11 protein-coding genes and 1 pseudogene are annotated in these 13,837 nt (G+C 66.2%); 5 read left to right on the top strand and 7 right to left on the bottom strand.

Features of this window, described 5'->3' with window-relative positions:
• Window positions 1-55: 55 nt before the first annotated feature.
• Window positions 56-1,672: an amino acid permease gene (locus WA944_RS18195; protein ID WP_526607644.1), complete on the top strand. Its 1,617-nt coding sequence runs from the start codon at window positions 56-58 to the stop codon at window positions 1,670-1,672.
• 15 nt (window positions 1,673-1,687) lie between these two features.
• On the opposite strand, the gene WA944_RS18200 is transcribed toward WA944_RS18195, so the two are convergent.
• On the bottom strand, window positions 1,688-2,539 hold the full coding sequence (locus WA944_RS18200; protein WP_526368758.1) for a cytochrome P450: 852 nt from the start codon (window positions 2,537-2,539) through the stop codon (window positions 1,688-1,690).
• Between the two features lie 163 nt (window positions 2,540-2,702).
• Between WA944_RS18200 and WA944_RS18205 the strand changes: the two genes are divergently transcribed.
• Window positions 2,703-3,653 (top strand): SPFH domain-containing protein, encoded by a 951-nt coding sequence (locus WA944_RS18205; RefSeq protein WP_526368756.1) that lies wholly within the window; start codon window positions 2,703-2,705, stop codon window positions 3,651-3,653.
• 7 nt (window positions 3,654-3,660) lie between these two features.
• On the opposite strand, the gene WA944_RS18210 is transcribed toward WA944_RS18205, so the two are convergent.
• The 3 genes from WA944_RS18210 to WA944_RS18220 form a co-directional block, all read right to left on the bottom strand.
• Window positions 3,661-4,680 (bottom strand): sodium:calcium antiporter, encoded by a 1,020-nt coding sequence (locus tag WA944_RS18210; RefSeq protein WP_526368754.1) that lies wholly within the window; start codon window positions 4,678-4,680, stop codon window positions 3,661-3,663.
• 127 nt (window positions 4,681-4,807) lie between these two features.
• Window positions 4,808-5,746 (bottom strand): R2-like ligand-binding oxidase, encoded by a 939-nt coding sequence (locus WA944_RS18215; RefSeq protein WP_526368752.1) that lies wholly within the window; start codon window positions 5,744-5,746, stop codon window positions 4,808-4,810.
• 12 nt (window positions 5,747-5,758) lie between these two features.
• Window positions 5,759-6,433, bottom strand: a complete 675-nt coding sequence (locus WA944_RS18220) for a TetR/AcrR family transcriptional regulator (RefSeq protein ID WP_526368750.1) — start codon at window positions 6,431-6,433, stop codon at window positions 5,759-5,761.
• An 82-nt stretch (window positions 6,434-6,515) separates the two neighbouring features.
• Here WA944_RS18220 and WA944_RS18225 point away from each other — a divergent pair, with 82 nt between their 5' ends.
• Window positions 6,516-8,012 (top strand): DUF2252 domain-containing protein, encoded by a 1,497-nt coding sequence (locus WA944_RS18225; protein ID WP_526368749.1) that lies wholly within the window; start codon window positions 6,516-6,518, stop codon window positions 8,010-8,012.
• 16 nt (window positions 8,013-8,028) lie between these two features.
• Here WA944_RS18225 and WA944_RS18230 read toward each other — a convergent pair whose 3' ends face one another.
• From WA944_RS18230 to WA944_RS18240, 3 genes are all read right to left on the bottom strand, one after another.
• Window positions 8,029-8,799 (bottom strand): DUF1206 domain-containing protein, encoded by a 771-nt coding sequence (locus WA944_RS18230; RefSeq protein ID WP_526368746.1) that lies wholly within the window; start codon window positions 8,797-8,799, stop codon window positions 8,029-8,031.
• A 149-nt stretch (window positions 8,800-8,948) separates the two neighbouring features.
• A complete protein-coding gene (locus WA944_RS18235; protein WP_526368762.1) occupies window positions 8,949-10,310 on the bottom strand; it encodes a hypothetical protein in 1,362 nt (453 codons plus the stop codon).
• 263 nt (window positions 10,311-10,573) lie between these two features.
• Window positions 10,574-12,265 (bottom strand): dienelactone hydrolase family protein, encoded by a 1,692-nt coding sequence (locus WA944_RS18240; RefSeq protein ID WP_526368744.1) that lies wholly within the window; start codon window positions 12,263-12,265, stop codon window positions 10,574-10,576.
• A gap of 411 nt (window positions 12,266-12,676) precedes the next feature.
• Between WA944_RS18240 and WA944_RS18245 the strand changes: the two are divergent.
• Window positions 12,677-12,967, top strand: a pseudogene (locus WA944_RS18245) (alcohol dehydrogenase catalytic domain-containing protein); the annotation flags it as partial.
• A 319-nt stretch (window positions 12,968-13,286) separates the two neighbouring features.
• Window positions 13,287-13,837 (top strand): zinc-binding dehydrogenase (locus WA944_RS18250; protein ID WP_526607642.1); only part of this gene is annotated, 551 nt, incomplete at its 3' end.

Here is a 13,837-nt window from a genome sequence, read left to right on the forward strand (position 1 = left end):
CTGTTCGGTGACTGTGGTGGCGGCGCCGGTCCTGTCGGGTGGTGTTTCGAACGTCATGGGACTCCTTCGGGTAGAAGTAGGGACAACCGCCCACACCGGCTTTACTCTAGGGAGACCTTCGGCCAGAGCGAGGTCTTATGCAGATCGAGGCGCCCGACCCACACCGCCAGGGCAGTCGGATCTGTTGGACAAAGGACTCTCCCACAACGCCGTCGGCTTGCTGGGCGGCACGGTTCTCGGCATCTCGTCGGTGGCGCCTGCGTACGCGTTGACCGCGACTATCGGCATCCTGGTCGCTGAGGCCGGCTCGAAGATGGCCGTGGTCATCATCGCCGGCTTTCTGCCGATGTTCTTCGCCGCGTATGCCTACCGCGAACTGAACAAGGTGGCCCCGGACTGCGGGAGGTCGTTCACCTGGACCACCAAGGCGTTCGGCCCCTACGTCGGCTGGCTCGGCGGCTGGGCTGCGGTGGTGGCCACCGTGATCGTGCTGTCCAACCTCGCCGGTGTCGCGGTGCAGTTCTTCTATCAGTTCATCGGCGATCTGGTCGGGAGCGACGGTATCGCGTCGCTGTGGCAGAACCCGGTCATCAATGTCCTGACGTGCCTGGCCTTCCTGGGGGTGGCCACCGCGATCTCCTATCGGGGGATCACCACCACCGAACGGGTGCAGTTCGTGCTGGTCGGCTTCCAGATGGTGGTGCTGCTGACATTCGCGGTGGTCGCGTTGGTGAAGTCGGGTGCTTCGCCGACCGGTATCGCGTTCAGCCTCGACTGGTTCAGCCCGGCGGGCCTGACGATGTCGGCGTTCATCGCCGGCCTGTCGGGTTCGATCTTCGCGTTCTGGGGCTGGGACACCGCGCTGACCGTCAATGAGGAATCCCGGGAGCCCGACAGCACTCCCGGACGGGCAGCACTGCTGTGCGTGTTGTCGATCCTTGGGACCTACCTCCTGGTGGCCATCGCGACGCAGATGTACGCCGGGGTGGGCACCGAGGGAGTGGGTCTGGGCAACGAGGACATCGCCGACAACGTGTTCGGCGCGCTGGCCGGGCCGATCCTGGGTGAGCCATGGCACCTGGTCCTGTTCCTCGCGGTGCTGGCCTCGAGCGCCGCGAGCCTGATCACCACGTTCCTGCCGACATCCCGCACGATGCTGGCGATCGGCACCTACGGAGCCTTCCCCAAGCGCTTCACCACGATCCATCCCCGCTTCATGACACCGTCGTTTGCGACCATCGCCGCCGGCGTCGGCGCGGCGGTGTTCTACTCGGTGCTCGCGTTCGTCAGTGAGAGCGTGCTCACCGACACGATCTACTCGCTGGGGATCATGATCTGCTTCTACTACGGGCTCACCGCATTCGGCTGCATCTGGTTCTTCCGCAACGAGTTGTTCGTCAGCGGTTACAGCATCACGTTCAAGTTCCTGTTCCCGCTGCTCGGCGGGCTGGGCCTACTCGCAGTGTTCCTGATCACGCTGCGCGACAGCGCTTCTCCCGACTACGGCAGCGGCGCCAGCATCGGGGGTGTCGGGCTGGTGCTGATCCTCGGGCTCGGGCTGATCCTGATCGGTCTGGTGTTCGTGATGATCATGCGGGCCCGCCAGCCCGCCTTCTTCCGAGGCGAAACCCTGCGCCGGAACACCCCGGCGCTGATCGTCGAGGAGCCGTAGCCTCATCACGACCAGTCAGGCAGAAACCTTTTCGCCCCCAGACAGCGGCGCGACGTAAACCCGGGCACCGTTGGCAGGCACCACCACAGGCGCGCCCCGAGACGACGGCGACTCCTCGTGACGGCTGTACGGCCGTATCTCGTGGCACCGCAGCATCGTGTGCAGCATTGTCGTCAACTCACACAACGAGAAACTCGCCCCGATGCACCGCTTGAGGCCGCCACCGAAGGGCACCCAGCCGTAGGGGGTGGGTCGAACACCGAGGAATCGTTCGGGGCGAAACTCGTTGGGCTCGGGATAGGTCTGCGGATCGCGGTTGATGACGTCGAGCAGCAACACGATCCGGGTTCCGGGTTCGAGGATGTAGTCACCGAGCCGGTAATGCCCTACGGTCATCCGGCCGGTGATCGGCGCCGGCGGATGCAGCCGCAAGGTCTCGTTGATCACCGCCTCGGTGTACGCGGCCATTTCGGTGCCCACCTCGGAACGTACTCGTTCCTGCACGTGCCGGTGGTGAGCCAGCAGGTCCACCAACCACGCCAGCGTCGTTGCGGTCGTCTCATGACCGGCGAGCATCAAGGTGATCACGTCGTCGCGGATCTCGTTGTCCGACAGCCCATCACCATCCTCGGTCCGGGCAGCGACCAGCATGCTGAGGATGTCGGTGGCGCCTCGGTGGTGCGTCCCCGACCGGCGGTCGGCGATCAGCGGCATTACCAGTTGGTCGATCTGGCGGTTGACATCGGCGAGTGTGCCCCATGTCCGCAGCGCGCCCAGGCGCCGCGCTGCGTAGCGGATGCGTACAGGCCGCCGAACACGGTGGACAACAACTTGGGTGCCGGCAAACTCGGAGGAAGCACGATTCACACCATCGCATACCAGAGGGCACCGGAGCGGCTACTCGGTCAGACGTGTTGCAGACACGACATCGGGTACCCGTCGGAGGACACCGTGCCGCGCAGCCGATGCACCTGCGCGACGCCGCTGATGTCGGCGGAAAATCACCGACCTGATTGGGAGGTATCCGATCATGACGACGATCGAACAGAAATCACCTGTACTGGACGCCCAGAACCGAGCCGACCAAGACTCCGATCCCGACATCACCGAACACCCGGCCATGGCTGTTTCGGGCGTGCCGTTCCTGGCGGGAGAGGTATTCCTCGCGGTGTTCGTTGCGGGCACGGTGATAGCCGCCGGACAGACCGGGTGGACGGGGTGGTGGATCCTCGCGGGTGCAGCCTCGGTGGCTTTCCTGGTCATTCTGGCAAGCTTTTACACGCTCGCACCGAATCAGGCAGCCGTGCTCACCTTCTTCGGGGCATACCGGGGTACCGACCGAGGCAACGGCCTGCGGATCGCCAACCCGCTGTATGCGAGTGTCAAGATCTCGCTTCGTGTCCGCAACTTCAACACCACCTCGTCAAAGGTCAACGACGCCAACGGCAACCCGATTCACATCGCGGCCGTGGTGGTGTGGCAGGTGGTCGATACCGCGCGTGCCTCGTTCGGGGTGGATCAGTTCATCGACTATGTCCACGTGCAGTCGGAATCCGCCGTACGGCAGATGGCGCGTGCATACCCCTACGAGTCGTTCGAAGACGACGACCGCACCACGCTGATCGGTGAGCCTGCCCAGGTCAACGTCAGCTTGCTCGACGAACTGCAGGAGCGGGCCCACGCCGCCGGAGTCCAGATCCTCGAAGCAAGGGTGACCGACCTGAGCTATGCCGCCGAGGTCGCCGAGGCGATGCTTCGACGCCAGCAGGCAGCGGCGATCGTGGCGGGCCGCAGAAAGATCGTCGAAGGAGCGGTGGGCATGGTCCGGCAGGCACCGGCATCACTTCAGGAAGGCACCGAGCGCGACGACGCCGTGGAGCTCGACCACGACCGGCGGGCCAGCTTCGCCGCCAACCTGATGACGGTCATCGCCAGTGATTCACCGACCAATCCCGTGCTGAACGTCGGCGCCAACGCCTGAGCTGGACTCAAGCCATCGCGATACCGGCGACACCGGCCACGTAGAGACCAAACATCAGCACGGTCTCGAAACCGAGATTGCCGAAACCGTGTTTGTGGCGGCGTAGCAGGCCGAGTAACAGCACCGAGACCAGCACGATGGACAGCGCTACCCACGCGACGTCGCGCGATGCGATGGCTCCGTAGATGGTGCCGTCGCGGTAGGCGACATCCGAAACCGCCAAGATCAAGACGTCGTAAGCGTTCCCGCCGAGAATGTCACCGACGGCCAGTGCCAGCGCACCCCGACGGACGGCTGTCACCGCGACCACGAGTTCAGGCAGAGATGTGGCGGTTGCGGTGAACAGCCCGCCCATCAAGGACTGGTCCAATCCGGCGCCTGCGGAGATCACTGGGGCCACTTGGGCCAGGACCCAACCAGATCCAGCGACCACTACGCCCAGCGCCCCGAAACTCGTCCACGTCCGGACAGCACCGGCGGGCTTGGATTCGGCGGGGACCTCCTCGTGCAGGGCGTCGGCCGCCAGTCGCGGTTGCCACATCGGCATCCGCTCGGCCTGCCTGGTCAGCCCAAGGCCGAGTACGTAGCCGACCACGATCACTACGGACACGGGGTGCAGACCGTACCCGCCCAGTCCGGGCAGGGCCATTCCGACCAGAGGCAGCGCGAGTATCCCGATCAGGATGACACCCTGCAACAAGTTCGGTTCCGACGCCGCGGCATACTCGAGATTCGCTCGGCGGTAGGCCATGTCGGCGATTGCCAGAAACGTTGTCTGTACCGCGATGCCACCGAGTGCGTTGGTCACCGCCAACGAGGCATTGCCCTCCCACGCCGCGGTCACCGACAGGATCGATCCGGACAGGGACGTGACCGCGCCGATGAGAACTGCGCCGGTGAGGAGTTGGCCGAGCCCGGTGATCTTGGCGATCTGCTCGGCGCGCTTGGTCAGCAGGACACCGCCGATCGCGATGACGATCGTCGACGCTGCAAAGATCAGCAGGCTGTACGGCAGCGACTCAGTCAAGGCAATGACTTCGGCGCTGCCCAGGCCACCGTCTGGACCTCATGCCGCCAACGTGCCCCGCAAGCAGTGCACCTAAACCGGTATCGTCACTGTCTGTGCGGAGCGGACGCCGGCGCGGGACCTGGGGTCAGGCCGAAGCAGCAAGCGCCTTGCTGTCCTCGGCAGCGAAGGTGTCCTCCAATTGCAGTGGTGAGTAATCGATGTCGATTTCTGCCAGCGGCCGCCCGCGGGCGCTGCTGATCGTTCCGAACCGGCGCATCCCCTTGTCCGCGGCGTACTGCTGGAATTCGTCCATGGTGAAGTCGAACGGGATCTCGTCGTAGAGCGCGAACGAATCGACGGTGTTCTGCAGGGCCAGCGGGATCAACTCGTTCATCCGGGATTCGAAGACCCCCCAGTTGGAGTCGTCGGCGGCGACGTGCCGTCGACAGGTGAACGTGCCCCAGGCCATGTGGCGCCGCTCGTCGTCGCCGATGCGGCGGACCAGTTCCTGCATCCCGGGCAGGATGCCGCGGTCCACGCAGATCCGGTGCCACGCATAGTATCCCGTCAGCGCCATCATGCCCTCGATGACGTGGTTGTAGGTCACCGAGGCCCGGACCTGGCTCGCCGGTGACGGATCGGTGGCCAGCGCGTCGAGCGACTTCGGCAGTTCCTCGTAGAACATCTGCCGGTACGACGGCAGATCGTCGAGATAACACTGCAGGTCGCCGGTCATCCCCACGGCGTCGAGCCACATCCGGAACACCTGGGTGTGTTTGGCCTCCTCGAAGGCGAACTGCGTCAGATACATTTCGTCACCGAGCCGGCCCTCGGCGCGCATCGCCGCCATGAACGGCTGGATGTCCTGGGTGACGGCTTCCTCACCGGCGATGAACTCGGCGCACAACCGGGTTGCCCAGTCGCGCTCCAGGTTCGACAGCGCCTCCCAGTCTGCGCGGTCCCGGGAGAAGTCGATGTCGGCCGGATTCCAGAACTTGGCGTTCCCGCCGGCGAACAGCTTGAGGGGCATGCTGGCCCAGTTGAGTCCTCCGGCCGCCAACGAGTCCGAACGTGTTCTCTCCATGGGGTTTACCTCCTAGGTTGAAGCGGGCTGATCGGGATGTACAAGGGCAGGCTGAAACGCCGCCGCCAGCACCGCGATGTAGCGGCGCACCGCCAGTGCAGGCTGCTCGGGTGAGAGTTCGTCGAGCCCCAGGACCGGGTCCAAGCCCCGTACATAGGGCGCCAACGCCAGGTGCGGCAGGATCATCAGCAGCAGTGAGAGCAGGGTCTCGATATCGGCATCGCGGTGCAGGTCGCCGCGCCCTCGTGCGTCGTGCACCAGTGGCCGCAGCACCTCGAGGTAATGGCGGTGCATCACCGCCCGCACGCTCACCCGCGCGTCGGTGTCGACCTCGAAACTTGCGGCGGCGTGCAGCGACCGTTCACGCGGATGCTCTGCGAAGTAGGCGACCCAGGTGTCGAGCAGATCGGTGAGGAACTCGAAGAACGGCCTGCCGGCGTCGAGTTCGCGGATCTGGTCCTCCATGTAGACCCGCACCCGTTGGCTGCCTACGTCGCAGATGTAGGCATAGAGGTCGCGCTTGTCGGCGAAGTACTGGAACAGACTGCCTTTGGCCACGCCCGCACGCCGCGCGATGACGTTGAGGCTGCCACGGGAGAAGCCGTGCGCGGCGAACTCCGCCTCCGCCGCCGCCACCACCGCTGCGCGACGGTTCCCGTCGAGACGGGCCCATGTCACTGTCGGCATCACGCCTCCGAGTCCTCTATGACCACTGGTCATATTACTGTGATTCATGCCACAGTCAATGGCGTCGATAAGCTGGGTGGGCATGGACGACAAAGCGGCCGCGCGCGACGATATCGACGACGCCGCCGAGAGCGACACCGCTGCCGACAACACCGACGCCGGCGGCCGGGTGTCGGCGCGCGACGACGGGAACGCAGCGGGTGATGATGCCGGCAGGCCGGGAACCGCGTCGCGCATAGAGTCGTTCCGGCTCCTGGCGAGGGCGCGCGCGGCCGGCGAAATGGTGCCGCTGCCAAGGATGTTGAACGGTGATGACCGTCGCCTGCATGTGCGCCAGACCATCCGCGAGGACCATCAGCTCCGTATTGCCCGGCACAACGAGGAGGCTTTCGGGAAGTTCGACAAGCTCGCCGGGTCCAGGTTCTCGTTCTTCCGGGGCACCGCCCTGCTGTTCTATCGCGACATGGCCGGCGAAGACGCCTGGATGCCCACAGTGCTGGCCGCCGGCGACATCCACCCGGAGAACTTCGGTGTGATGCCCAATGCCGACAACGTGCCGATCTTCGGCATCAACGACTACGACGAGGTCTTCTATGCGCCTTTCACCTGGGATCTGAAACGTGGCGCCACCGGGTTCATGATCGCCGCCGACGAGATCGGTGGATACGGCCACGGCAAGCGCTGCAAGATCATTCGTTCTTTCGTCCACGGATATGTCGACAGGATCAGCGCCTACGCCACCGATCACAGTGAGGGCGACTCAGATCTGCGGGAGGACAACGCGCCCGAGTTGATCGCCGGTCTGATCGAGAGCGCCAAGTCCGGCGGTCGGGCCAAGTGGCTTTCCAAGAAGTACTACAACGAGACGGCCACCGGCTTCAAATCCAGCAGCAAGCTGGTGCCCATCTCCAGCCGCCGCGACGAGTTCCAGGAACTGATCGACCGTTACGTCGAGGAGTCCGGCATCGCGGTGCCCGAGCGTGCCGGCGCGATGCGGGTCAAGGACGTCGCCGAACGTCGCGGTCAGGGAACGGCATCCCTGGGCCTGGTGCGCTACTACGTGATGATCGAGGGGCCGCTGACCGATGCGTCCGACGACATCCTGCTCGAGCTCAAGCAGGCGCGACGCTCGGCGCTCGAGGGTCTGGTGCCGCCGTCAGAGCACCTGGTGGAGGGAAACGCCGACCGCGTCGTGCACGGCCAGCGCGTCCAACTGGTCAGCGGCGACCGGTTTTACGGCAGCATCAAGCACCGCGGGATCAGCTTCCTGGTCAGGGAGCGCTCGTGGTTCCGCGACGACATCGACCTCGACGACCTGTCGTTCAAGCAGTGGCGCTCCTACGCGCGGATCTGTGGCGAGGTGCTCGCCCATGCACACGCGCTCTCCGACGAAGCCGGGCTGCTCGACCACGATGTCGAACCGGAGATCGTCGAGGCCATCGGGTTTCCCGAACTCTTCGTCGACGACATCGTGCGGTTCGCCGACGATGCCGACAGCCGCTGCAAGCGCGATCATCAGGCCTTCCGCGAGGACCACGCCCTCGGGGCGTTCCGCCGCATCGACCTGGTGTACCGCTGATCGGGCGTGCCAGAACTCAGGTGGCTCGGCGGTATCGGGCTTCGGCGAAGGAGAACAACCCGTAGGCCATCACGCCCAGCGCGAGCGCCCAGAGCACGAACTGGCCCCAGCCCTGGCCCGCGAGTTCGGCGAGAATGCCGGACAACCCTTTGACGTTGTTCGGGTCATAGGTGGCGCCGGCGGTGAACAGGAAGATCCCGACTCCGATCGTCACGCCACCGCTTCCGGCATAACCGACTCGGCCGAGGGTCTCGATGGTGTTTTTCGTGTTCTTGTCCGGTGAACCGATGCGCTCCATGAACTCGGTGTTGATGGTCTGCTTGTAGATCTGGTACCCACCGAATCCGATGGCGGCCAGGCCCGCGATCATCACCATCCATCGTCCGCCGGGCAGACCCATCACCACAGCGGTGGCCTGCTGCTTGCCGCCACCACCAGTTCCCCCACCGGAGCTGGCGGTCCAGTTGGCGATCAGGATCGACAGCGACGTGAGCGCCGCCCCGCCGTACAGCACCGCCTTGGCCGCGAACTTCGCCCGATCACTGCCGTCGGATCCCTCGACGGGGTCGCCGCCGATCGCCTGCAGCACCTTCCACGCGACCAGCGCGACCAACACCGCCGTCAATGCGATCAGCAGGAACTTTCCGTACGGTGCCTGCGCGACCGTCTGTATCGCGCCTGTCTCGGTCGCCGAGCCGGCAGAGCGGTTGCCGAGCGCGACGCTGATGGCCAGAAAACCCAGCAGCGTGTACAAGGTGCCCTTGCCGATCAGCCCGGCGGTCGCCACCCTCGACCTCATCCCCTGCGCTTGGTGTTGGGCGTGGGCGGTTGAACTGGGCTTGGGAGAACTCGCTTCCTTCGGGAGGACAATCGTCGGGACCGTTGATCCCCCTGTTCCCGAGCGCCGCGATGTGAAACCCCTTGACTCGCGGACTATCACCAGGTCGTCAAGATGACGTGGTTGAGTACCAGGGCGCCCGTGACGTTGAGGACCAGCCACCAGCGATGAGATCGTGGCGGTAGCAACGCCGCGGCGGCCGGCAACCAGATCGTGAATGGCAACCAGATTCGTTCGACTTCGGCCTTGCTCAGCATGCTGGCGTCGGCAAAGAGTATCGCGACCAGCATCGCCACGATCACCACGTGCAGGCCCCCACGCCGCTGGAGCGCCCCGAAGTCGACCGCCCGGGCGGCCCCCGCGACACCGGCCAACCCGACCGCACACACCACCGAGGCCAGATTGGCCCATGCCCAGTACTGAAATGGCCGGTGACTGGCGGTTCCCTGCCAATATCTCTGCTGCACCAACTCATAGCCGTCGAACCACCAGAAGCCGGCCAACAGGAAAGCCACCGCCACCATTACGGCAGCGAGCACCGCCGCGAGAAGGGCACGTACCGCGGTTCCGCGGTACTTCGCCAGGATCAACACGGCAAGAGCGGGCAGCGCCATCAAAGCCATGCCGTAGCTGAGGAACACCGCCCACCCGAGCAGTAGGCCGGCGGCAGCCGCGGGCACCGCCGGATGCCGCACCTCGCCGCGCACCGCCACCGCCAGGAGCGCAAGGGCCCAGGTGGTCACCCCGGCGAAATAGCCGTCGGCCGACACCGTGACCCAGATGGCCGTGGGCGCGACCGCGACGAAAGGTGCGGCCGCCCGTGCCGTCACTTCGTCGGCCACCGCCCGCACCGCGACGACGATGGCGGCGGCGCCGCTCGATCCGATCAGCAGGCAGAACAGCCCCGCCCAGGCTCCGCCGTCGAGTCCGAGCCGATCCAGCCAGACGAACGTCAACAACGCACCGGGCGGATGTCCGGAGACATGGATGATCCACGAATCCGGTTGAAAGTCGAGGATGCGGCCGGCGAAGCCGCGCACCGCGTCGGAGACGTCACCGATTGTCGGCACCTGCTGCAAGTATTCGTGACGCGTGGTCAGGCGGCCGGCGAAGCCACGCTGCCAGCCGTCCACCATCGCCAGCGAGAAGGCCCATACGCAGGCCGTCGCCCACGTCGACAGGATCAACGTCCGCCACCGCAACCGCTGCGCGACGGACGGGCCCCACAACGCGACGGCGAATCCGATCAGGATGGCGGGGCCGGTGCCCGCGCCGACGTGCATCTCCCACGCGCCGTGAATCGGTGCAGATGCTGCCAACTCGGCGAACTTCGCGGGAGTGACGTCGATCAACGGCAGCACACCAAGACCCATGTGCGGCAGCGCGAATGCGGCTACGACCAGTCCCAGTCCGATCAGTGCGACTACCGCGTCGCGACGGGCCGGGACGGTCGATTTCAGCCGGTCGCCGAGCCGACGACCGTGCGGCGTGACGCCTTTCGTGGCGCGATCACCATTGATCACGGACTGCCCTCTTCATGCCGGAGAACGCGGGTGGGAAGAGTACAACACGCCGCCGGTCCGGTGCGGTCATCGGCCTGACCGGGTCGGTGGCCCACCATCGCTGCGATCGTCAAAACGCATCAGGCGATGAAGGTAGTCTCAATCGCCTTTCGTCACCTGGCCGAAAGACCCAGCGCGACGCGGCGCCAGTGACATTGACGTCAACCGGTGACCAACAGGCGCACGGCGGTGGACCGCGCAGCCAGCAGGGAGCTGACCGCGGGCGGCTGGAACGCGGTACTCGTCGGCGCGACCGCGGTGCCGATCACCACACCGCTGGCCGGCCACTTCGGGGTCTCGACGGACACGATCTGCCCGGGCTCGGCGTAGATGCCGGCGCAGTCGTCACCCTCGCACGCACCGGTCGACGGATCGATCCGGCCGGCGAAGATGTCGTTGACCCATCCGACGATGAGTGTCTGTGCGGCCGACTTGTTCTGCTCGGTCGGAAATCCCTGGTAGAGGTACGAGACAAGCTGGATGAGCCAGCTTCCGCCCTGCATGGAATCCAGGTGCGCACCGCCGTCGAGCACCACCCCGTTGAAGTGCCCGGGTCGATGGCCGTTGAGAGCCTCGTCCACCCGGCGCGGACCGGAATCCCGTGGTGCCCCCAACTCGAGAACCGGGATGTAGCCACCGAGGCCGTCCAGTTTGTCCAGCGCCACAGGCAACACATCTGCGGGAGGAGCCCCGTCGAGCAGGACGATCCCGGCCAGCCGGCTGGTGGCGCCGCTGGCGATGACGGCGTCGGCGTAGTACCCGGCCACCCCGGCACCGAGCGAATGCCCGACCATGGTGACCGTCTCCGGCAGCGCCACACCCTGACCGTACTTCTTCGCGAAGCCGGCGGCGACCGCGCTGGCTGTCAGCGCGCCGCGGTCGCCGAGCAGGAGGTCGGCGGTGGCACGGTGCACCTGGTCGTCACCGAGCCAGAAGCCTTCGCGGACATATCGATTCGACGACAGCGTCGGCGCGACGACGATGCTGTTGGTGCGTTCGGCCAGCCACGACGCGGTGTAGCTGTACATCGAGCCGACGCCGAGGTAGCCGTGCTGCAGATAGATCAGCCGCTGCGGCGCTTCGTCGCCCTCGGGGTAGTACCAGTCTGCCCGGACGGTGCGGCCCTCGACGATCTCCAGCCTCGAACTGCGCACGGTGACGTTGGTGCCCGGTGCCGCCACCGGGGGTCCGGAGACGAATCGGACGGCCACCCCGATGACGTCCGGGACTATTGACTGGACGATCTCTTGCAGTGTTCGCGGCTGCGGTTGTGCGAGTGCGGCCGGTTCGTTGAGTGTGCTTGATATGCGCTGCGCCGCAGCGGTCTCGGCTCCCGTCGCCGCCGGGATCGTGGTGTCTACGGGCCGCTGCTCCTTCGCCTCGACGGATGGCGGCTCCGCGGAATCCTCGGCAGGCGCGTTGACCTGCTCGAGTTCGGGAGTCAACTCGTCGACGGTGTCGGGTCGTTCGATCGACTCGGTGACGTCGTCGTGATCGACGGGACCGGCGTCATCCGAACTCGGGTCGGCCGAAGCGTCGGACCCGGCGTCCTCATCCGAGTCAGCCGCGATGTCCTCGGCCTCGTCGGCGACGTCGTCTGTGTCCGGGTCGTCTGCTCCGGTATCCGCGTCGGTTTCGGTATCGGTGTCCGTATCGGCCGGGCTGGGCGAGTCGGTCTTGTCCGTGTCACGGGACTTGCGGGGGCCGGGATCAGCGCTGTCGGAGGAACTGGCACCTGCTCCGGAAGTGTCAGATCCGGTGCCGGCGCTGGCGGCGTCGGTTCCGGCGATCAACGCGGCAGACACACCGGCAGCGAGCACGCCCGCACCCATCCAAGCTGGCAGCTGCGCCATAGCTCTCCCACTCTCAGAAATTGACGGCCGGGTCATTCCGACCGCGGCTCACCGTAGAACATCGGCCGGCCGGAGTAGACATTTTTCGAGATGTGGTCACTCTTTCGGTCCTGGCCGCTCTTGACAGGCAGCGTGACCAGGTGTCGGGCGGCTTCCGGGACGACGTGCCCTGCGTGGGCGCGAAAACCCCTGTCGCTGCCGTACTTCCCGCCCCTGGAAGCCACGGCAGTGCGGGCGGTGGGGCGGGTGCTTGTCGGTGGGATCCGGTGGGTGATGGCAGCCGGTCAGGCAGGGCACGCTCCGGGAAGTACATCTCCACCAGCGCGGTGAGGTGATCGCGGCGTCGGGTGCACGACGCACCCGGGCCGGCACGTTGGAACATCTGCCGCCGCGCATCGCGTTGTGCGTCTCATGAAGGCGATCACCTACTCCCGAACAGGCGACATCTCGGTTCTGCAACCGCAAGACCGTGAGGTTCCCGACCCCGATGCCGGGCAGGTGCGGGTGCGCATCGTGTTTTCCGGTGTCAACCCGACCGACTGGAAGCACAGGAAGGGGACGAGCCCGGGCCAGCAGCTCGAATTCCCCGAGGTGGTCCCCCACCACGACGGCGCCGGAGTGGTGGACGCCGTCGGCGCCGGTGTCACCGACCTCGCGGTGGGTGATCGGGTCTGGGTCTTCATGGCCCAGCATCAGCGTCCGGACGGTACGGCCCAGGAGTACGTCGTGCTACCCGTCACGTCAGTGGTCCCGCTGCCCGATGCCGTCGGTTTCGACGTGGGGGCGAGCCTCGGGGTGCCGGCGATCACCGCACACCGCGCGCTCACGGTGGCGGAGGGCTGGCCGTCGCGGCTGGAGCCCGGAGCCCTCGCCGGCGCTACGGTGCTTGTCGCGGGCGGCGCCGGAGCGGTCGGCCATGCCGCCATACAGCTGGCCCGGTGGGCCGGTGCCCGCGTCATCACCACCGTCAGCACCCCCGAGAAGGAGGCGCTGGCGGCCTCGGCGGGGCGCCCACCACATCGTGAACTACCGAGCCGGGGACACTGCGGCGGCGATCCGCGAGATCGCGCCCGACGGGGTCGACATCGTCGTCGAGGTCGCCCCGACGCCGAACGCCGCGCTCGACGCGGCCGTGGTGTCGAACCGCGCGACAATCTCGATCTACGCCAACGACGGTGGCGGCAGTGTGGAACTCGACATCATCTCGAACATGTGGGTGAACGTTCGCTACCAGTTCCTGGTCCTGTACACCGTCGGTGACGACGCGCTGGCCAACGCTCGCGACGACGTGGCCGCCGCGGTCCGCGACGGGGCCATGGGAGTCGGCGAAGCCAAAGGGCTTCCTGTGCACTATTTTCCGCTCGAGGAGACTGCGGCTGCCCACGAGGCCGTTGAGAGCGGAGTGACCGGCAAGGTGCTCATTCGGGTGGCCGCGCAGCTTTCCTGCCGGCCGGCGGTGCTCACCGAGGAGGAGGTGGCCTGGCTATCCCACGCGGGTGCTGATCTGCGGGCGGTGTTCGACGCCGACACCACAACGATCCGGGAACGAAAGCAGTTGCTGCGGTTGCTGAT

Source organism: Mycobacterium sp., from assembly GCF_049683355.1.
Lineage (GTDB): Bacteria > Actinomycetota > Actinomycetes > Mycobacteriales > Mycobacteriaceae > Mycobacterium.